At 60.6% G+C, this 20,010-nt stretch carries 12 protein-coding genes and 3 pseudogenes; 8 read left to right on the forward strand and 7 right to left on the reverse strand.

Annotation, left to right across the window (positions count from 1 at the left end):
* Nucleotides 1-8: 8 nt before the first annotated feature.
* Nucleotides 9-1,310 (reverse strand): PQQ-binding-like beta-propeller repeat protein, encoded by a 1,302-nt coding sequence (locus tag KI388_RS03310; RefSeq protein ID WP_215087970.1) that lies wholly within the window; start codon nt 1,308-1,310, stop codon nt 9-11.
* A 111-nt stretch (nt 1,311-1,421) separates the two neighbouring features.
* Here KI388_RS03310 and KI388_RS03315 point away from each other — a divergent pair, with 111 nt between their 5' ends.
* Nucleotides 1,422-1,622 (forward strand): hypothetical protein, encoded by a 201-nt coding sequence (locus KI388_RS03315; RefSeq protein WP_215087971.1) that lies wholly within the window; start codon nt 1,422-1,424, stop codon nt 1,620-1,622.
* 44 nt (nt 1,623-1,666) lie between these two features.
* On the opposite strand, the gene KI388_RS03320 is transcribed toward KI388_RS03315, so the two are convergent.
* The 3 genes and pseudogenes from KI388_RS03320 to KI388_RS15220 all read right to left on the reverse strand — a co-directional run bounded on the left by KI388_RS03320 (nt 1,667) and on the right by KI388_RS15220 (nt 2,761).
* Nucleotides 1,667-1,903 (reverse strand): hypothetical protein, encoded by a 237-nt coding sequence (locus KI388_RS03320; protein ID WP_215087972.1) that lies wholly within the window; start codon nt 1,901-1,903, stop codon nt 1,667-1,669.
* Nucleotides 1,904-2,068: 165 nt separating this feature from the next.
* Nucleotides 2,069-2,179: pseudogene (locus tag KI388_RS15215) on the reverse strand (VapC toxin family PIN domain ribonuclease); the annotation flags it as partial.
* Between the two features lie 213 nt (nt 2,180-2,392).
* Nucleotides 2,393-2,761 carry a hypothetical protein gene (locus tag KI388_RS15220; RefSeq protein WP_251133195.1) on the reverse strand — a complete coding sequence of 123 codons (369 nt, stop codon included), beginning with the start codon at nt 2,759-2,761 and terminating at the stop codon, nt 2,393-2,395.
* A 41-nt stretch (nt 2,762-2,802) separates the two neighbouring features.
* Here KI388_RS15220 and KI388_RS03330 point away from each other — a divergent pair.
* Nucleotides 2,803-3,441, forward strand: a pseudogene (locus KI388_RS03330) (IS6 family transposase).
* 129 nt (nt 3,442-3,570) lie between these two features.
* On the opposite strand, the gene KI388_RS03335 reads toward KI388_RS03330, so the two are convergent.
* Nucleotides 3,571-4,080: a DUF5821 family protein gene (locus KI388_RS03335; RefSeq protein WP_321169312.1), complete on the reverse strand. Its 510-nt coding sequence runs from the start codon at nt 4,078-4,080 to the stop codon at nt 3,571-3,573.
* A 227-nt stretch (nt 4,081-4,307) separates the two neighbouring features.
* Here KI388_RS03335 and KI388_RS03340 point away from each other — a divergent pair, with 227 nt between their 5' ends.
* The 4 genes and pseudogenes from KI388_RS03340 to KI388_RS03355 all read left to right on the forward strand — a co-directional run bounded on the left by KI388_RS03340 (nt 4,308) and on the right by KI388_RS03355 (nt 9,267).
* Nucleotides 4,308-6,275, forward strand: a complete 1,968-nt coding sequence (locus KI388_RS03340; RefSeq protein ID WP_251133196.1) for an ATP-binding protein — start codon at nt 4,308-4,310, stop codon at nt 6,273-6,275.
* 263 nt (nt 6,276-6,538) lie between these two features.
* Nucleotides 6,539-6,913: pseudogene (locus KI388_RS03345) on the forward strand (IS4 family transposase); the annotation flags it as partial.
* A 421-nt stretch (nt 6,914-7,334) separates the two neighbouring features.
* Entirely contained in the window at nt 7,335-8,783 is a 1,449-nt protein-coding gene (locus tag KI388_RS03350) for a response regulator (protein WP_215087974.1), read from the forward strand.
* A 259-nt stretch (nt 8,784-9,042) separates the two neighbouring features.
* Nucleotides 9,043-9,267: a hypothetical protein gene (locus KI388_RS03355; protein ID WP_215087975.1), complete on the forward strand. Its 225-nt coding sequence runs from the start codon at nt 9,043-9,045 to the stop codon at nt 9,265-9,267.
* On the opposite strand, the gene KI388_RS03360 is transcribed toward KI388_RS03355, so the two are convergent.
* Complete coding sequence (locus KI388_RS03360) at nt 9,268-13,443, reverse strand: PAS domain S-box protein (protein WP_215087976.1); 4,176 nt, start codon at nt 13,441-13,443, stop codon at nt 9,268-9,270.
* Between the two features lie 224 nt (nt 13,444-13,667).
* Between KI388_RS03360 and KI388_RS03365 the strand changes: the two genes are divergently transcribed.
* Entirely contained in the window at nt 13,668-16,136 is a 2,469-nt protein-coding gene (locus KI388_RS03365; RefSeq protein ID WP_251133197.1) for a PAS domain-containing protein, read from the forward strand.
* Between the two features lie 429 nt (nt 16,137-16,565).
* On the forward strand, nt 16,566-17,147 hold the full coding sequence (locus KI388_RS03370) for a HAMP domain-containing sensor histidine kinase (protein WP_251133198.1): 582 nt from the start codon (nt 16,566-16,568) through the stop codon (nt 17,145-17,147).
* Nucleotides 17,148-18,349: 1,202 nt separating this feature from the next.
* Here the strand turns inward: KI388_RS03370 and KI388_RS03380 are convergent.
* On the reverse strand, nt 18,350-19,786 hold the full coding sequence (locus KI388_RS03380) for an ATP-binding protein (RefSeq protein ID WP_215087978.1): 1,437 nt from the start codon (nt 19,784-19,786) through the stop codon (nt 18,350-18,352).
* Between the last annotated feature and the right edge of the window lie 224 nt (nt 19,787-20,010).

Consider the following 20,010-nt stretch of genomic DNA (forward strand, 5'->3'; position numbering starts at 1 on the left):
GTCTCCTCTTACTCCGCGGCGACGAGCTTGTAGCCGCCGCCGTCGGTGTCACCGCCGTCCGGGTCCGGCGCGCGCTCGGCGTAGTAGACGTCGCCGTCGACGACGCGCGGCGCGCTCGTTATCCACCCGTCGTGTTCGACCCGCCACACCTCCTCGCCCGAGTCGGCCTCCAGCGCGTAGAGATTCCCGTCCTTCGACCCCGTCAGCACGCGGTCGCCGGCGACGGTCGCGCAGCCGGTCAAGGGGCGGCCGGTCCGGAAGCGCCACTCCATCTCGCCGGTCGACGCGTCGAGCGCGTACAGGTGGTCGTCGTGACTCCCCATGTACACCGCGTCGCGCTCGGGGTCGACGGCGGGTCCCGTCATCGAGAGGTCGCCCGTCTCGAAGGCCCAGTCCTCATCGCCCGTCTCTAGGTCGACCCGGTAGACGCTGTGGTCCCACGAGCCGAAGAAGGCGGCACCGTCGTACGTCGCGATCGGGCCCTTGATCTCCCCGCTGTTCGTCCCCGGCGGGTCGGTCGCGAACCGCCACCGGAACTCAAGGTCCGGGAAGCTCCAGCAGTAGAGATAGCCGTCGTTCGACCCGCACACCATCCGGCCGGCGTCGAGCGAGACGGCCGGCGAGGAGTGCGGGTGGTCGGTGGGCCGGTGGTCCGGCTCCGCCCAAGTGACCTCGCCCGTCTCCGCGTCGACCGCGAACATGCGCCCCTCGGGGGTCGGGAACTCCACCGAGACGTACAGTTCGCCGCCGACGTACAGCGGGCTGGAGCCGATGGAGCCGCCGAGGTTCGTCGACCACTCCAACTCGCCCGAGCCGAGCGCGAACGCGTAGAGCACGCCGTCGTACGCGCCGACGTACGCGCGGCCGTCAGCCACCGCCGGGGTCCCGTGGATCCCGCGCCCCCCGGCGTCCGTCTCGCCGCGCCAGCGCACCTCGCCGTCGGCCGTAATCGCGAGCAGATCGCCGGTGTCGCCCGGGAGGAGGACGCCCCCGTCGGGGGCGGGCACCGCGCTCGCCTTCGCCGCGCTGTGATCGCCGGTGTTGACCTCGGGGATCCGCCACGCCTCCTCGACCGCGTCGGGCACCGTCTCGTCGGGGTAGTACCCCCACCGCTCCAGCGAGCCGCGGAACTGCGCGACGCCCGAGGGAATCGTCTGCCGCGTCGAGTCGCCCGCGCCGGGTTCCACGTCGGGGGCGTCCCTGTCGCCGTCCGCGGGTAAACTGTCGAGGGCGGCGCAGCCGGCGGCGCCGGCGGTCGCCGCCGCGCCGACCGCGGCGAGCCACTCGCGTCGGGAGGGGGCGTCGGTCATCGAGGTGTCCCTCGCGCCGCGGTCGCTTTAGTGTGGGGGACCGCGTCGGTCGCGGGCGCCGTCGCGCCTTCCGACCGGACGACTTTTTCCGACGGTGGCCGAACCCCCGGTATGGAGATCGGATTCGAACTCGGAGCGAACGTCCCGTCCGGCGTGTTCGCGCTCCACGCCGTCATCGCCGTCGTGTTCCTCGGCCTCGCGGGCGTGAACGGGTCGAACGGCGAACTGATCGGACTAGCGATCTACCTCGCGATGGCGGGCATGATCGCGCTCGTCGGCGTGATGGCCGCGCGGATCGTGTCGCGTCGGTAGTCGCGGGTCGGAGCGGATTCCGAGCGTTGCCCGCAGCAGGCTCCCTATACTCTCAGTACTACTACCGCGGCGACGACGGGGACACCGATGTCGCTGTACAGGCGGTTGTGGTTGATCGGGCCGGAGTAGCGCGCTTCGAAGCGCTCCTTCAGCGCGAGGCCCTTCGGCAGTTCCTCGACATCGACCTCGGTGGCGGCGATGAAGAGGTCGCGCTGGAATCCGGGGGGTCGTACCAGACGGTGTCGTCGCGCGGTGCTGGTCGCCTCGGTGCGAGTCGGCATGCGTCGGGGCCCGCCCGACGCGTGGTTTATACTGACCCGGCGCGTTCCGAACGGTCCGCGCCGTCCGGAACGGACCCCGCCGGCCCGCCGTGTCCACCTGCCCGAAAGAGGGGCGCGTCTCGCTCGGTCCGGCTGATACGGATCGGTCGCGACGTCGGGGCGGGACACGTCCTCGGCGTCGATCCCCCTGAGGATCGGGAGTGCGTCCTCGTGCGCGCTGTCCCGGCGGTACGCCGCCGCGGAGAGCACGCTCGTGTCGACGAGTGCCCGGGGCATCTACTCGGGGTCGACGCCCCACGCGTCGTGTCCGCTCTCGACGTCGGTCGCGATCGCGTGGTCCGACCCGGCCCGTGTGGTCCGGGTCCGGAAGCGCCTGAGCGCGCTCGCGCTCTCGGTCCTGGACCAGCTGTAAGAGGAGCGCGTTCTGGAGTTCGAGGGCGTCCGCGATCCGCTCCAGGTCGTCGCGTTGTTCGCGACCGCCGTCGGTCATCAGCCGCGTTTCCCAGCAAAATTTTCTGTATCTAGCCCTTGATCTGTCTTGGTGTGATCGGCACACCACGTCAGAGGTACGCACCTGCGTATTCCTCCCTTTCTGCCGCCGAAACCGCGTTCGGATTCGTCGCCGGTACTCCCCGGCTGATCGATACCGCCATCGGTTACAAGCTCGCGCTCGCCGGCGTGGTACCCGAGGTCCTCGACGAGCGAGATCACGCGGTCGGCGTCAAGGTCGCGCCGGAACCGGTCGCGGAGATCGAGTTCGTCCACGACCCGGGTGTCCTCGCGAACGGCGAGGCGTGCGACTGTCTCGCCGTCGGCGCCGTGACGCCGGTCTACGAGCGCGTCGAGCGATTGGAGCACGTTCCGGTGGTCGGGATGAGGCGCTCGACTTCAGAGTGTCTATGGCCGAAACCGAGCGCCTCAGCGAACGTATCGCGTGGATCGAGTTGTCGTTTGTGGAGCGAGATCGAACGCCGCGATGGGCGATTGGAGTAGGGATCCGCTGTCACTTGGCCGGTATGTCAGCATAAGAGGTAAGTAAGCATGTTGAACTGTTTGGGATCGATCGGAGTCATGTCGCGATCCATAACTGGGTTCATAAGGCCGAACTACAGCCGACCTCGACCGTCTCCGAGGATCAACTCGCGGTTGACGAAAAGATGATCCGCCTCCACGGCCAGGAGTTCTGGCTGTACGGCGCGGTTGATCCACAGACGAACGAGATCCTTCACGTGAGCCGCTATCCGACCGCAAATAAACAGACGACGAGATGGTTTCTCACCGAGCTACACCGGCGCTATCAGCTCGATAGCGTGGAATTTCTCGCCGATGACGCAGACTATCTCGGATCCGTTCTCGCTGAAGACGGCTATCGATTTCAACTCATTCAAGGTGGAAATCGGAATGCTATCGAACGTATCTTTTGAGAAATAGAACGACGAACATCATCGTTTACGAATAGTTTCAGCAATGTCGCGTTAGAGACAGCTCAAAACTGGCTCGAAGCCTTCGCCGTCTACCACAATTCACGCCAAAGTTAACGCGACCTGCGTGTTATAGAATACGTATCACACCCTCTACACAGCGATTTTGACTGCATCATCTCACGCTTGAGTCGGAGAAGCATCATATTCCCGTCTCGATAGTCGGTGGCTGTCGTGGGGCGGATGCTACAGCGAAGACCGGATCTCGGTGGAGAGTGTTTTCAGGTCTGCTGTCGCGAGTTCGTCGGTTGCGATAAGCCGAAGTCGGGGGCGACCGATGTCTAGTGGGACTTTTTCAGTCTCGATGAGGCCAGCATCTTCGAGTGCTGATTTGGCCCGTGAGAAGGTTGCTTTCGAAGCGATACCCGTATCCTCTCCCCATTTCGAGACGTCGTAGAAGAGGACCTTGTTGCGGGCTGTGAGGATGAGCATGACCTCGACGATACTGAGGCATTCGTTGCTGTTGGAAATCTCTTCAGCGTGTGCGAGGACTTCGGTGAGTTCGTCAGCGACATCGTCGCCAATCTTCTCCCGGAGCGTCTCTTTCACTACTGAGAGGTGAGGTGTCCGAAGGTGATACTGCTCGGCAGCCTCGAATCTGGGGTCGAACTCGCCGTAGACTGATGGGACCAGTTTGGGATCCGAACTCGAGATACTGTGCTTGCCAGAAGGGCTCCGAGAAGAGATTTCAATAATTTGTTAGCTATCAGTCCGATATCAGATCAAATAATTCGGCCGTAGGTTATTACATATACACCATCAAACGCACTCATATTGATGGGTGTCCCAATATCAGAAAGTCACAAGCGTAGGGAATTTACCGCGTGATGGCTGGAGTATTGACGACACCAGCGGGTATCGCATATATTAGTTTATTTTTTATTAGTGGCATCATCTGTTTTGCGGCTATTCCGCGTGCGAGGATGATCTCCGACGCCGACATCCGTCGCGGCTTGGTCGGAATGCTTGTGGCGACCGGAATCTGGGGAATGTTCAAAACGGGATACTTTCTTGTGCCGGACCCACTCAAGGAGCCCGCGTATATTATTGGACTCGTGTTCGGATTCGGGACCGTTTGGGCGTGGTTGTACTTCGCATCCGCCTATAGCGGCCGGCAACTACATCAGAACTCGAGTATACGTCTCCTCAGTACCGGCGTGTTTCTCTCCGTGGCAACGGTGAAGCTTACCAATCCGTTACACGGCCTCTATTTTACGATCAGTGAAGCTACCACGCCTTTTCGCTATTTGGCGATCAACCACGGTATAGTCCACTGGATAGCAACTGGGTTCTCGTATGTGCTCGCAGCCGTCGGCCTGTTCATGGTATTCGAAGTATATGTGAAGTCGGAGTATGACTCACGGCTGCTGACTGGCATGGCCGGCCTCCTCGGCTTGCCTGTTATCTTTGATCTCATCGCTATTATGATACCGACGTTGATTGAGTTCATTTACGCGCCAGTTGGGGTAGCAGGGTTCGCAGTCGGGGCAGTGTTCCTGTTCGGCGACCGGTTCCTAGCAGTCGGCGCGGCCTCCCAAGCCGGCAACTTGACCGTGATCGTCGACGACGATGGTCGGATCAAAGACTACTCAGCCGCGATGGTAGACTCGTTTCCGGATCTTAGTGGATCAGTCGGCAAGAGTCTCGAAGATGTGTTTCCGGAACTCCGTGCGGCCCAGAACGGGACAAAAAACGTCGTCACGCAGAACAACGGCGCTCAGCCGAGCCACTACCTCGTGTCGTCACAGTCAATGGGTGTCGGGGGATCGGAGACAGACGTTTTGACTCTCAATGACATTTCGGAACGCGAGCGGCAGCGTCAGCAACTGGTAAAGCGAGAACGCGAACTCGACCAACGGAACGAGCTCTACCGGGCCATTCTGGCTGCGAGCTTCTCGTTCGTGTTCCGGATCGACATCGAGATGCGATTCAATTATGTGTCCGAGTCGGCCGAATCATTCGTGGGATACGAGCCTGAAGAGTTGACTGGCGAGCACATCTCAGTACTTGCCGCAGATGACGAGAGCCTCACAACAGCAGTGGAGCGTCTCGACGAGGTCATAAATGGCCAGACAGCTCAGATGCGCGACCACCCTATCGTGACACAGTCGGGTCGCACCACTTATATCGACATGCGGCTCGTTCCAATTTACGACCCTTCTGTGAGCCGCGACAAGCGGACGGCCGACGACGTCACAGAAGTCCAAGTGATGGTTCAAGACGCGAGCCAGCGACGAAAGCGCGAGGGCCTGATCAGCGTATTAAATCGCGTGTTACGACATAATGTCCGGAACGAACTGACGGTGATCAATGGCCGTGCCGAACTGCTCGCAAACGAACTTGACGGAGGTGCTAAATCGAGCGCTGAGACGATCGTTCAGGCTGGTGAACGCCTGTTGGACATTGCCGAGTCAGCGCGACAGATCGAAGAGAATCGGGAGGTGTCGCCGGAACTTCAAGCAGTCGATATTATTCCGACCGTCAGCGATACGATCGCAAAACTCGAACAGCGGCACCCGGAAGTGGGAGTGACAACCGAGCTACCGGACACTGCGGTCGCAGAAACTTTACCACGGATCGGGACGGCCATGTGGGAGTTGCTCGAAAACGTTGCGGAGCACACCGGCTCGGACCCGGCCGTCAAGGCAACTGTAATCGAGCGTAATGACTCAGTTGTGCTGACCATCGCGGACGAGGGGCCTGGAATCCCGAAAGAAGAAGAAGAAGTTCTGGTTAAAGGAAAAGAGCAATCATTAGTCCATGGCCAAGGGCTCGGTCTCTATCTCGCGTATTGGATTGTCGTCACGGTAGGAGCGGACATCGAAGTGTCCGGGTCTGAATCGGGGACAACCATCCAGATCCACCTCCCAACCCCTACGGACTCCCCATAAATATTCTCGACTGTTTAGCTTATTAAACTATATTATACAAGTTCAAAAAATATACTGTAGCTTTAGCTGTAGGATGATCCGGTATTCGGCTACAGAATTCATTCGAGAAACCGATTCTCAATCATCAGATACCAAGTTCATCATAGTCTATCGTAGCTGCGGCAGATGTTGGTTACACTACGATTGAGTTGCTGAAATCATCTGAATCTGACAGAAACGGCGTGCGAGATACAGAGGATTTCAACGGAGCCGCGCAGACCTCCCGATGTCGGTGGGAGGTTGAGTCGTTGTTCCGTGAGTTGAAGCCGCAGTACGAACTGGATGAGTTCGACACGAGTGGTGAACAAGCGGTAAAGATCCTACTGTACGCAGCGTTGCTATCGCTGCTTGTAAGCCGTGATCTGTTAGATCTGGTGACCGAGCAAGCGGGTGATGGGATCGTGTTTCCGACAGAGCGCTGGGCGGCGACCTTTCGGTCGCACGCCCATCTCATCCTCTACGAACTCGGTGAATATCTCGGCTACTCACCGCCGCCACTTCTAGAACGGTTGATCGAAGACGCTCAGAAGGTCCACAGGCAACGACCAATCTTACAAGAGACACTCGCTACCGCTACACAACCGAGGTGTGAGGCCTAACTAAAGGCGGATGCCCCGCTGCTGTATGGTGATTCAACACAGCCCTTTTAACCTCCCAGTAGTACTCTTGAGGGCCACGTGATCGATACTAACTGACTAGTCAGTTAAGAGAATCTCGTGGTAAACCAAGACATCACACAGAGGTCGTCGGCACCGCTGTGGTCGTCCAGGGCGGGACCGATTTTAGCGTGAAGAGGGTCCGGATGTTCTCCTATGCTACTGCCCCAATCGTAACCAACACAGTCGAGTGAAGCGTGATTTTGTTGGGTAATTCCTAGTGTCCATACGAGCAGGCACTATCATGATCAAAAAATTATATGACAAAATCAGTCGTGTCCGAAGACACCATGTGAGAGTAGTCGAGGCTGGGAGTTAGACCCGTCATTTTTCTCTGTACAGCCCGTGTAATTCGATAGTTAGGATGTCGATCGATAACCCGGACAAAGCGGCCGCTGCGTCAATTGAAATCTTACATGTCGACGATGATCCGATGTTTTTGGATCTGACCGAATCGTTCTTAGAGAACGAATTAGACGCCATTGATATCACGACCGTGAGCAGTCCAGACGAGGTGCTCGCAACACTCGACGACCAGACGGTCCACTGTGTCGTCAGTGACTACGAAATGCCCGACATGGATGGGCTTGAGTTACTCGACAGCGTTCGTGACCAGTACAGCGATCTTCCGTTTATTCTCTACACGGGGAAAGGCAGCGAAGAGATCGCGGCCAAAGCAATCAACGCGGGCGTCACTGGGTATCTCCAGAAGGGTGGCCCAGACCAGCATCGACGCTTAGCCAATCGCGTCAAACATGCCGCAACAGAGTATCGCGCGCAGATTGAATCAGAGCGGTACTCGACGGTGTTGCGAGCACTCGAGTACCCGATCTATGTGGTGAACGCTGACGCCGAATTTGAGTACGTCAATCAGGCGTTCGTTGACCTGGTTGGGTACAGTCGTGATGAGATCATTGGCAGCCAACCAGGGAAAGTCAAAACCGAGGAGGGAGTTCGCCGGGCAAACGATATGCTTGCGACGATTGTCTCGAGTTCAGGGGCAGAGACACAGCAGTTCCGCGTTGATATCCAGACGAAAGACGGCGATACGGTGCCGTGTTACGATCACATGGCAGCGCTACCCTTCGATGACGAGTTCCGCGGCTCTGTCGGAATTCTCCGAGACGCAACCCGCGAACAACAACAGCGCGAGGAGCTCATCAGGCAGAACGAGCGACTTGATGAGTTCACCTCGATTGTCTCGCATGACCTCCGGACCCCGCTTCAGAACGCGAAAACGGCCGCGGAGATGGCCCGGACCTCAGGCGATGAGACTTTTTTCGACTCCCTCAATCAAGAACATAAGCGGATGGACCAGATGATTGATGACCTGCTCACGCTCGCGAAGGAAGGCGAAACCGTTTCTGAGACGGAACAGGTCGATATCAGCACGCTCGCTACGGACGCGTGGGAACCGTTCGGATGTCCGGCAGATACCTTGGAAGTGCCCGACACCGGAATCCCCGTCAACGGTGATCGCTCCCGTATCCGGCGGTTACTAGAGAACCTGCTCCGAAATGCCGATGAGCACTGCGAATCACCGGTAACGGTGACGCTCGAACAGACGACAGATGGGTTTTATATAGCCGATAACGGGCCGGGACTCGACGAAACGAACTGTGAGCAGATATTTGAACCCGGCTACACCACAGCGACGGACGGGACGGGGTTCGGGCTGACTATTGTCAAACGGATTGCTGACGCTCATGGGTGGACGATTTCGGTTAGTAACAGCAGATCTGGTGGTGTTCGATTCGAGTTTAATGTGAATCCGGAAACCTCGGAGGACCGTAGCGCACCCATCTCACCGTGAGACGGGTTCGCGAGGCGATAGGCAGGTGAATGAAGCCCAGACCCGCCGAAAGTATCTCAGGCGATTCACCCTGTCTCGGCCGGTACTCCGGCGACCGCTACACGCCGACGGGGACTGTCGAGGACGGCGGGTGGCCGCTCTGCGAGGCGTGCGCCGACGTCGCCCGCTGGCTCGGCGGAAGCGATTCCGACGCGGTCGCGGATCACGCCTTTGAGGACGCCACGAGTGGACGACGACCGCCGGGCTCCTCCTTGAGCGCGTGGACAGGACCGGCGACGTCCGGTGGAACTCGAACCTTCGGTGGAGCCAGGCGACCTACCTGCTGCTCGTCGAGAATCACGTCCGTGACAAGGCGTTCGGGCTGGCGCCCGCGGGCGCGCGGACTGAGCGGCGGCGCGGCCGAATCCCTCACGAGGAGACGGGTTTCAGCGGGCGGCGGCGACTCGCGGCCGATTTCGCGCTGTTCGGCCGCACCTGTCCGTGATCACTCCATCGGAACGCGGAGTCGCACGTCGGTTCCGGCCTCCGCCGTACGAACCGAGATGTCGCCGCCGGCCTGCATGGTGATCATCCGAACCATCCACAGCCCGAGCCCGTTTCCGTGGTTGAGTGGCGTTTCCTCGCCGGTTTCGAGCGCTTCGGCTTCCATCTGCGGGAGTCCCGGTCCGTCGTCGCGCACGCTGACTTCGATCCAGCCGTCCTCCGGACTGCTGAGTTCGACCTCGACGTCGGCGTCGGGGCCCGTGTTCGCCGCGTTCTCCGCGAGCTCGCGGATCGCGTCGAGCAGCGTCGCCGGAACGCGCGTCAGCGCGTCGGACGACACCTCGGTCGAGATCGTCGCGTCCGGGTGCTCGTCGCGAACCGGCGCCACGGCATCTGCGACCAGCGACTCGGGGTCCGCCCCCGTCGACTGGTCGATCCGCTGAGAGGCCCGGCGAACCTGCTTCACCCGCTCGGTCATCGACTCCCACTTGTCGAGGATGCGGTTGAGAATCGCCAGATGCTCCGTGCGCGCGTCCCGGTCCGATTCCTCGCACATCAACTCCGCCCAGCCCCGGACCTTCCCGAGGTCGTTCCGCATGTTGTGTCGCATCACCCGATGGACGACGTCAAGGTGCTGCCGCTGGCGTTGCTCGGCGGAAACGTCCCGACCAGCGACCACGATCAGCGAGGTGTCGCCGTCCTCGCGCGTCACGGGTTTCACCGACAGGTCGACCGTCACCAGCCCGTTCGCGCCGCGCATCTTCGTCTCGTACCGGGTGCCCTCGCCGTCCGCGGCCTGCTCGACCGCGGTGCGGAGGTCGGTCCTCGCCGCGTCCGAGTGCTCCCACAGCGGCGTGTCGCAGAACCGCTCTCCCACGAGCGTTTCCCGCGTCTCCTCGTCGAGCGCAAACGACGTGTCGTTCAGTTCCACGATCGTGCCGTCCGGGTTCAGCAGGCCCGCGAACTGGAACGTCTGGTTGAACACGCTCTCGAACCGCCGGGCGCGCTCGCGCCTGTCGGTGACGTCGCGGAGGTACAGCAACATCCCGTCGATGGCGCCGTCGTCCAGCATGTTCTGGCACTGCCCCTCGACGTTGAGCCACTCGCCGTCGCCCGACTCAAGCCGAAACTCCAGCTCTCGGTTCGAGTCCGGCCGGTCGACGGCCTCGAAGAACGCCTCCATCGTCTCTTTCCGGTCGGTCGGGTGCGCGTGATCGAAGAGGTTCCTGCCGACGAGGTCGTCGGGTTCGTGCGCGAGCACGCTCCGGCTCGACCCGCTGGCGTACGTGACCGTCCCGTCCGTGTCGACGACCGTGATCACGTCGTCGGACTCCTCGACGAACCGCTCGGTCCGACGCTGCTGGCGGCGTCGCTCGGTCATGTCGTGGACGATCATCGCGTACCCGCGGAACGTCCCGTCGTCGTGGTCGAGCCGCGCGTACCGGACGTCCGCGTAGAACCGGTCGCCGTCGGCTCCAACGTACCACCCCTCGTGGGCGCTCTGGCCGGCGATCCGTGCTTGGTCCAGCAGGCGGTCGGGAAGCCCGGTCTCCCGGTCGTCGACCGGATGGAGCCCGGCGATCGACATGCCGACCGCCGCCTGTTCGCCGTATCCGAAGAGGCTCTCGGCGTTCTCGTTCCACGTCTGGATCCGTCCCTCCTCGTCGACGACGAGGAAGGCGTACTCGTCGATGCTCTCGAGCAGCAGGCGGAACCGCTCGCGCTCCGCGAACAGCTTCTGCTCGCGTTCGCTGCGTTCGGTGACGTCCTGTTGGATACCGATGTAGTTCCGGACGACCCCCCGGTCGTCGGTGACCGGCGTGATCGAGAGCTGACTCCAGTACGGCGTGCCGTCCTTCCGGTAGTTCTGGATGTCGAGCGACACCGGTTCGTCCCGTTCAATCGCCTCGCGTAGCCGAGCCTTCTGCTCCGGGTCGGTGTCTTCGCCTTGGAGGAATCGCGGGTTCCGACCGAGCGCCTCCTCGGGCGCGTACCCCGTCACCTGCTCGAACCCGTGGTTAACGTACACCAGCGGGTTGTCGTCTCGCGTCGCGTCAGCGATCTGGATCGCGACGGTGGCCTCGTCCATCGCCCGTTCTTTCAGTTCCAGCTCACGCTCGCGCTCTTTGCGGTCCGTCTCGTCGCGCACGGTGCAGACGAGGCGGCCGTCCTCGATGATCGTCAGCGAGAGCTCCGCCGGGAACGTCGTCCCGTCGGGGCGCCGACCGGTGACTGCCCCGCGCCATCTCCCCTCGGCCTCGAGCGCCGGGAAGGCCTCGGCCTCCAGCCGCTCGATCTCGTCGTCGTCGTACAGCCGCCGCCAGCTCTCCCCGAGGAGCTGCGCTTTGCTCTCGAAGCCGTACATCTCGACGTGCGTCTCATCGATGTACGTGTACTCGTCGTCGTCGAGAACGGCCACGCCGTCGGCCGCCTGTTCGATGGCCTGCTGGAACAGCTCAAGCTCCTCCCGCTGGCGCTGCCGCTCGCTCTGGTCGCGAGCGGTACAGACGATCCGGCCGTCGTCGACGGCGGTGAGCGAGATCTCCGTCGGAAATGTCGTCCCGTCGGGGCGCCGGCCGGTGACCGTCCCGCGCCACCGCCCCTCGGCCTCAACGGCGGGTAAGGCCTCGGCCTCCAGCCGCTCGATCTCGCCGTCATCGTACAGCCGCCGCCAGCTTTTCCCGAGGAGCTGCGCCTCGCTCTCGAAGCCGTACATCCCGACGTGCGTTTCGTCGATATACGTGTACTCCCCGTCGTCGAGGATGGCGAACCCGTCGGCGCTCTGCTCGATCGCCCGCTTGATCGACGCCAGCTGTCGCTCCCGTCGCTTCCGAGACGTGATGTCGCGGAGGACGCCCGCCGTGCCGCGGAACTCGTCGTCGCCGATCAGCGCGATGCGGTTCTCGACGATCTTGTGGTCCCCGTCGGTGGTGCGGAGGTCGAACTCGGCCCGTTTCGATCGCTCGTCTCCTTCGGTCAGTTCGACGATCTGTTCCCGGACGCGAGCGATGTCCGCCTCAGCCATCCCGATCGACGGATCGGCGCCGACCACCTCGTCGCCGTAGCCGAACTCCCGCTTCGCCGCCTCGTTGACGAAGGTGAACTCGCCGGCGGCGTCCAGCGCGTACACCGGGTCGTCGACCGCTTGGAGGATCGTCTCGTACCGCTCGAGCTCCTCGAGCCGGTGCCGCCGTTCGATCTCGGTTCCGACCCACTGCGCGAGGAGCTTGATGAACTCGCGCTCGCCCGCTCGGAACGGCGCCGACCGCGGCTCCTCGCTGAAGAAGGCGACCGTGCCGTAACTCGCGCCGTCGACGAACACCGGCACACCGATGTACGCGTCCACGCCCTCCGCGGCCGAGGACGCCGCGTACTCGGTCTCGGTCACGTCGGCGAACGCCACGGGTTCGGTCGGGTTCCCGTCGAGCGTGGCCGCGCAGATCGCCTCCGCGGCGTCGAACGTCGCTCCGGTCTCGTACGTTCCGGTCCGGTCGGCGACGCTCTCGACCGTGAACGTCTCGTCCTCGACGCGAGAGAAGATCCCCACGTCGAGGTCGACGTAGTCGCGGGCGAGCGAGAGCAGCTCCGCGACCGCCGCGTCGAACTCGGCCCCCGCCATCGTCGTCTCGTGGAACTGGTGTAGCGCCGCCGCGTCGAGCGCGGCCGCGTCCCGTCGCCGCTCGCGGTCAGGTTCGCGGCTCCCCACGACTCGGTTCAGCGCCGCTGCAGCCGCCGATGCGACCCGCTCGATCAGGGCGGTCGTTCGATCGGCGGCTCCGTCCGCCGACGGGAGCGTCACGCGGAGGACGCCGTGATGGGCGACGGGCGCAAAGAGATCCGTTGTGGCCGTGTCCCACCCCTCGGCGTCGGCCTCCGTCGCAAACTCGTCGCCCCTCGTGACCGACTCGGCTTCGATCACGGAACGCACGACCGAAACTGGTACCGCCTCGTCTCCCGATCTGCGGACGGCCTCGGTGGTGTCAGTCGATTCGAACGTCGTCACGGCGTCGGACCCCGCGTCGAGCCCGTGGTACGTGACGGTGGCGTCAGAGAGAAGCGACCGGACGACGGAGAGCGAGCGAGCGAGGACGACGTCGGCCGACTCGGCGCCGCCGAGCGCCTCGGCGAATGCCAGCAGCTCGGCCTCCACGCCAGACCGACCAGCGGGATATTGCATACAAACGTATCAACGCGCATGATTATTATCGTATCGGTGCGACCGATCGGCGTCGGGACCGAACGGCCGCGATCCGCCTCCGAGGCAGTCAGATATTATCTCTGCGAATCAGCGCAACGCACTCAAGTAGGCGCTCGGCGTAGGTCGATTATGTGGTGTGACAGGCGATGAACGACGCCGGGGAATTCGCACCGGGCACGTCGGCGTCGGAAGTCCTCAGGCGAGTGACGGACCCGCTGTTCGCGCTGGACGAACGCGGCGCGCTTTCGTTCGCCAACGAGCCCGCTTCGGACCTGTTCGGGAGCGCGGACGGCGTCCCGCTGGATGAGACCGTCTGGGAGCAGCTGCGGGACAGATTCGGCGTGGAGGCCGAGGCCCGTCTCCGGGAGGCGTTCGAGGCGAGTGCGACGCGGTCTGTGACCGCGTACGACGGGACCGACCGGCAGTGGGTCCGCATGGGGGCGCATCCGTCGGCGACCGGGATGACCGTGACAGTCTCGCCGGCGCCGGACGGCGACCGGACGCGGCTGTCGGAGGCCGCGGACGCGGCGATAGACGGTATCGCGATCCTCGACGACGAGGAGTACGTGTACATGAACGAGGCTCACGCCGCGATCTTCGATTTCGAGCCCGACGAGCTGCTCGGGAAGAGCTGGCGGCGGTTGTACGGCGACGCGGAGGAGGAGCGGATCGAACGAGAGGTGTTTCCGCAGCTCGAACGGGAGGGGGAGTGGCGCGGTGAAACCGAGGGGCGGCGCAGCGATGGGAGCGGCGTCCCCCAAGACGTCTCGCTCTCGCTTCTGGACGACGGCACCCTCGTCTGCGTGAACAAGGACATCACCGAGCGGAAGGCCCGCGAACGGGAGCTCGAACAGACCCGCGAGTTCCTTGAGCGCGCGCAGGCGAGCGCCGCCGTCGGCGGCTGGGAGGTCGATCTCACGACCGAATCGTTACACTGGACCGACGAGGTGTATCGGATCCACGAGTTGCCCGTCGACGCGCACATCAGTCTACAAGACGGGTTCGACTTCTACCACCCCGAGGACAGGGGGGTCGTCACCGACGCGTTCGACCGCCTCGTCGACGAGGGGGAGTCGTACGACCTCGAACTCCGGATCGTTACCGCGGCGGACCGGACGCGGTGGGTCCGGACGGTCGGCGAACCCCGGACCGACGCGAACGGGGACGTGGTCGCGGCGGTCGGCGTGTTTCAGGATATCACCGAGCGAAAGCGGCGCGACGAACAGCTCGACCAACTCCGCGAGCGGCTCGACTTGGCGGTCGAGGGCGCTAACCTCGGCGTCTGGGACTGGGACATGACGACCGACGAGGTCGTGTTCAACGACCGGTGGGCGACGATGCTGGGCCTCTCGCCGGACGCTATCGAACCCAGTCTCGACACGTGGGAAGACCGCGTTAATCCCGATGACATCTCGCGTGTGAAGGCGGCTCTCAACGCTCACATCGAGGGCGAGACCGAGATGTACGACTGCGATCACCGGATGCGCACGGCCGAGGGCGACTGGCTGTGGATTCGGGACGCCGGGAAGGTCGTGGACCGCGACGCCGACGGCCGCCCGACGCGGGCCGTCGGGATCCATCTCGATATCTCCGCACAGAAGGAACAGGAGGCGGCGATCGAACGCGCCCGGAACGAGCTCCGGCAGGTAATCGACCTCGTCCCCGACCTGATCTTCGCAAAACGTGACGACGGAACGTACCTCCTCGCCAACGAAGCGACCGCGGAGGCGTACGGGCTGACGGTCGCCGAGACGGAGGGGAGCACGGACGCTGAAATCCTCCCGGACAGCGCCCAGTCCACTCACTTCCGGGCCGACGACCAGCGGGTGATCGAGTCGGACGAACAGCTCGAGATCCCTGAGGAAGAGTTGACGACGGCCGACGGCGAGACGCGGCTGTTTCAGACGACGAAGATTCCGTACCGGGTCGCGGGCACGGACGACGACGCCATGTTGGGATACGCTCGGGACATCACGCCGCTCCGTCGATACGAGCACCGTCTCGAACGGCAGCGGGACAGTCTCTCCGTCCTCAACAAGATCGTTCGCCATGACATCCGCAACGCGCTCCAAGTCGTCAGCGGAAGCGCGGAACTCCTCGAGCACCGTCTCGATGCCGAGAACCACCGGCTTCTCGAGGCCATCCGGACGGCCGCCGACGAAGCGGTCGATATCACCGTCTCGGCCAGGGAAGTCACGGAACTCCTGATGGAGGCCGACAGGGACCCCGTACCGGTGCCGCTGTCCCCCGTACTCACCCGGCAGATCAGTGCCGTCCGCTCGGGCGATCGGTCGGTCAGCGTGACGAGAGTCGGCAGGTCCGACGAGAAGCCCGTACTCGCCGACGAGATGCTGAAATCCGTCTTCAGAAACCTGTTACGCAACGCCGCGATTCACAACGACAGCGACAGCCCGTCGATCCGCGTCTCGACGGAGGCGCTTCCGGACCGGGTCCGCGTCGCCGTCGCCGACAACGGTCCCGGGGTGCCGGACGAGTTGAAGCGGACCATCTTCAACGAGGGTACGCAGGGGATCGACAGCGACGGGACGGGGCTCGGATTGTACCTCGTCAAGACGCTCGTCGACCGCTACGGCGGCGCCGTGTGGGTCGAAGACAGCGAAAGCGGAGGGGCTCGGTTCGTCGTCGAACTGCCGCGTGCCGACGGGGAGTGAGACGGGCCGGGGCAAGCGAGTGAGATCGATCGAGGCAGACGGTCGCCGCTCGGGCCCTAACCCCGGATTAAGTGGGAAATTGGGCGAATCGGTTGGAAAGCTGCCTGCGCCGACGAGGTTTGGCTACGAACAGGATGAACTACTCGGGAACGATATTTCACTAGTCACGGACGAGACAGCCATGGAATAGGGACGAGCAAATCTCAGGCAGATATTATCCGCTGAAGGGGCTGACAATGTATACTTTGAGACGGAAATACGAGCAAAAAGTGACAAATAGACTTATGTGAAGATCATACGACCGCTCTTCCATACGAAAGAGACTATTTCAACGGTTCTGCTGGAATCTTACGAGACATCTCTGAACGGAAAGTCCGAACGCAGAAACTCAAACGCCAGAATAAACGACTCGACAAGTTTGTAAGCGTCGTGAGTTACGACCTCCGCAATCTATTGTCTGTCGCAGAGAGGAATCTGGAACTACTGCGGGAAGGATGTAACAGCGACCGAATCGAGACTATCGAGTCAGCACTCGCTCGGATGGATGACCTCATTGAGGATCTCCTCCAGTTGGCCCGTACAGATGAACACCTGAATGACACGGAGTCGGTCAACCTCGCCGAGCTATTCCAGAACTGCTGGCGAAACATCAAGACGACCGACGCAACGATACAGCTCGATATTACTGGCACAGTTGAGGCTGACCAAGGACGACTGGCACACGTGTTCGAGAGCCTGATACGGAATGTGATTGAACATACAGAACAGACTGTGACGGTCACTATCGGTGAAGTTACGGACGGAATCTATATCGCAGACGACGGAGACGGCATCCCCGAAGACGAGCGAGACGATGTGTTTGAGGCAGGCTATACGACTGCTGACGACGGCATCGGATTTGGGCTCTCAATCGTGAGTGACATTGTTGAAGCACACGGCTGGGAGATACACCTCACGGAGAGTGCCGAGGGTGGGGCGCGGTTCGAGATTACTGGAATAGAAAACAGTTGAGTGGCCGATACGCGCATTATATTGATATGTTCCTGAGAACTTAGATCAGGTATACAATTCTCATTGGTGGATTCGCAAATCTCATCAACCGGCTGTTTCAGGTGAGAATATGTCTGAAGAGTGGTGTTTCAACAGAGCCATACAACGTGTTCTTTGTTATCAGAGGACGCGCCAGATATAGAGTTGGAACATCAGGGACAGTCTCAGCTGCTAATCTGAGTAACACTACTGGCTTGTTTGATCGAATTCGATCATGGTTCAACTAACTCCGGCAAGTGGGTGGTACGTCTACTGTGAGGTTGGATCATCTCTTTAGTCGGGTTTCAAAACCCTTCTTACCGAAAGCCTCTATTCGTATGTATGCAGTTGTATTGGCACCGTCGCACGCTCCAACCAAGTCCGAATCCGGGGCTTTCGACTGCCTTCATCGGTGCTAAACGGGATGATAGCGGTGTGGTGCCAGTGTTCGTGCTGGATGACTCGATTTTGTCACGGGCCGACGGCTTAGGAGTCGCGTTCATGCTCGGTTCTCTCCGCAAGCTTCGAGACTGGTATCGAGGCTATGGTAGTGACCTCGTGATACAGCACGGAGACCCGACCGACATCGTGAGTCGTATCGCGAGAACTATTGGAGCCGAACGGGTCGTGTGGAATCAAGATCACTCACAACTGGCTCGTCAGCGTGACCGTGCGGTTCAGCGTGCTCTCACTCGCACTGGAGTCACCTACACGTCCGTTCCTAACGATCGGGCGACCGATATGAGACCATCTACAACGCTGCCCTCGGACCCAGAGGCGTATCTGGCTAACCCACATACACTCGGTATTGAGACTAGAGAGGTGCCACGAATTTCAGACTTTGATGAACACGAATACGGCGCAGCGCCCCTCACCGCTGGTACTGAATCTGCTCGAAAGCGATTACGATCTCTGTCAAACGGAACGACGTATCGTCGGTGTGACGACACTAGATCGTTTGTACCTTAGTATGATACAGCGCTCTATCGGATCCAAAGAGTGGAATTCACATAGCTAAGACCTCGTACGTCTGGCCAGCAAGAGTGTTTAGGTGGAATTAGGCGCTAAACCCCCTTCCTCAAGGAGCAACGCAAAAAGCGAAGCGACCGAGTAGCGCAGTAGGGAGGGGGCTTAGCGAGTGGACGCAATACGTTCCAGCGACTGTGCTGAATATGGTCTGAGAATCACACACTGGCAAGTGACTGTTGTTGTTCACCCCTGCTTGGGAGTTGAAACTGGATTGCGGTCCCGCTATCGAGGTCATCAACTGAGATATTGCCGCCCGCTTGCCTGACTGCCATCCGAATTTTCCAGATTCCTAGGGCGCTACCGTGCATTAATGCCGATTCTTGCCCTGTCTCTAATACCGCAGCTTCTGTAGGTGGGATTCCGGGTCCATCATCCGCAATCGTAATCCTGATCCAATCGTTGTCCGGGTTCGACACGGTCACACCTACTGTTGGTGTTTCTTCAGTGCTTGCCGCCACGGCATTATCAATTGCTTCGATGATTGCTTTCGTTACATACCTTGGGATGCGCCCAGCGAGTGGAGTGTCTAGTGTCAACGAGATCTCGGCGTCAGGATGTTTAGATTGTTGGGACTCAACGATATCTGGTAATAACTCACCGGGCGGTTCATGATCTGGTTGTCCCGTTTCTGACTCAACTATATATTGGATTTCTTTCATATCATTTGTTATTTTTTCCCATGAGTCCAAAGTATTCTTGACTCTATTTGCGTGAGACACACGCTTCTCACGAGAGACCGCTGTCGCAGCCATCTGTGTCCAGCCATTAAGTTTCATCAAATCGTTTCGTATGTTATGACGCATCAAACGGTGGAGAACTCGGAGGTGCTCTCTTTGCCGTTGTTTGTCAGTTATATCGTAGCCAGCCACGATGAGCTGTATGACCTCACCGTTCTCATCAGTAACTGGCTTCGCTGAAACCTCAATAGTTCGAAGGCCATCGGCTCCCCTCGCTTCAGTTTCGTAACGAACAAATCCACCGTCTCTTGCTTGTGCTATCGCATCTTGAATACGTTCTTGGACCTCTTCAGAGTGCGTCCACCACGAGATCTCGTCGAACTGGTTATCTATGACGTTGTCACGCTCAAGCCCACCAAACTCTAGTGCCGTATCGTTGACCTCGATAATGCTCCCGTCTAATCGTAAGAGGCCGGTTATTTGAATCGTGTTATTGAACAGGGTTTCGTATCGGTGATTGAGCGTTTGTTGACGGGCCGCGTAGTATCCGGCAGTAAACAGTACTAACGCGCCACCACCCGCAGAAACGAGTACCCTAAACTGCGGTTCTATGAGAGGCCGACCCTCAATTACCTCCACTACAAGTGTCATTCCCGCAATAGTAGCTCCTACAAGACCACCCAAAATCGTCCAAATACCAACGGACCATTCCGTTGTAGGGGTCAAATTTTCCTGACGAAGCCAGTATCCTGCGTATATTAATCCGAGACTGAGGCTCCCGTCTAAAAATAGTGCGATCATCGGTCCAAGTTGAGTGGAAAGTGCAGCAATCTCTCGTACATGGTGGCCAACGGATAGGGTTAACAGCAGACCACCGAATGTCATGACCACGGCTGATCCTCGCAGTCTAGACATACATATTACTGTAGGCGCACCCACATATTGCTTGTTACTCACTTCGTCACACCAGTCTAAGCAGCCGGTCGTGTGGCAGTGAAGACGACGGCACAGCGCTGCTGACGGCGTTCCGCTTACAGAAACAGTTGGGTCCGTTCGTTGCTCCCATGAGAGCGTCCACGAGGCGTCCGGCTCGATCCGAAGATACGTTGTAGTGTTACTCACGCTTTCGAGGTCCGAGA

This window comes from Halorubrum sp. 2020YC2 (assembly GCF_018623055.1).
GTDB lineage: Archaea > Halobacteriota > Halobacteria > Halobacteriales > Haloferacaceae > Halorubrum.

What these genes read in the sequence shown, in the direction of transcription:
- KI388_RS03310 (WP_215087970.1), bottom strand. Translation starts at nt 1,310, where the DNA reads ATGACCGACGCCCCCTCCCGACGCGAGTGGCTCGCCGCGGTCGGCGCG.
- KI388_RS03315 (WP_215087971.1), top strand. Translation starts at nt 1,422, where the DNA reads ATGGAGATCGGATTCGAACTCGGAGCGAACGTCCCGTCCGGCGTGTTC.
- KI388_RS03320 (WP_215087972.1), bottom strand. Translation starts at nt 1,903, where the DNA reads ATGCCGACTCGCACCGAGGCGACCAGCACCGCGCGACGACACCGTCTG.
- KI388_RS03340 (WP_251133196.1), top strand. Translation starts at nt 4,308, where the DNA reads ATGATCTCCGACGCCGACATCCGTCGCGGCTTGGTCGGAATGCTTGTG.
- KI388_RS03350 (WP_215087974.1), top strand. Translation starts at nt 7,335, where the DNA reads ATGTCGATCGATAACCCGGACAAAGCGGCCGCTGCGTCAATTGAAATC.
- KI388_RS03360 (WP_215087976.1), bottom strand. Translation starts at nt 13,443, where the DNA reads ATGCAATATCCCGCTGGTCGGTCTGGCGTGGAGGCCGAGCTGCTGGCA.
- KI388_RS03380 (WP_215087978.1), bottom strand. Translation starts at nt 19,786, where the DNA reads ATGTCTAGACTGCGAGGATCAGCCGTGGTCATGACATTCGGTGGTCTG.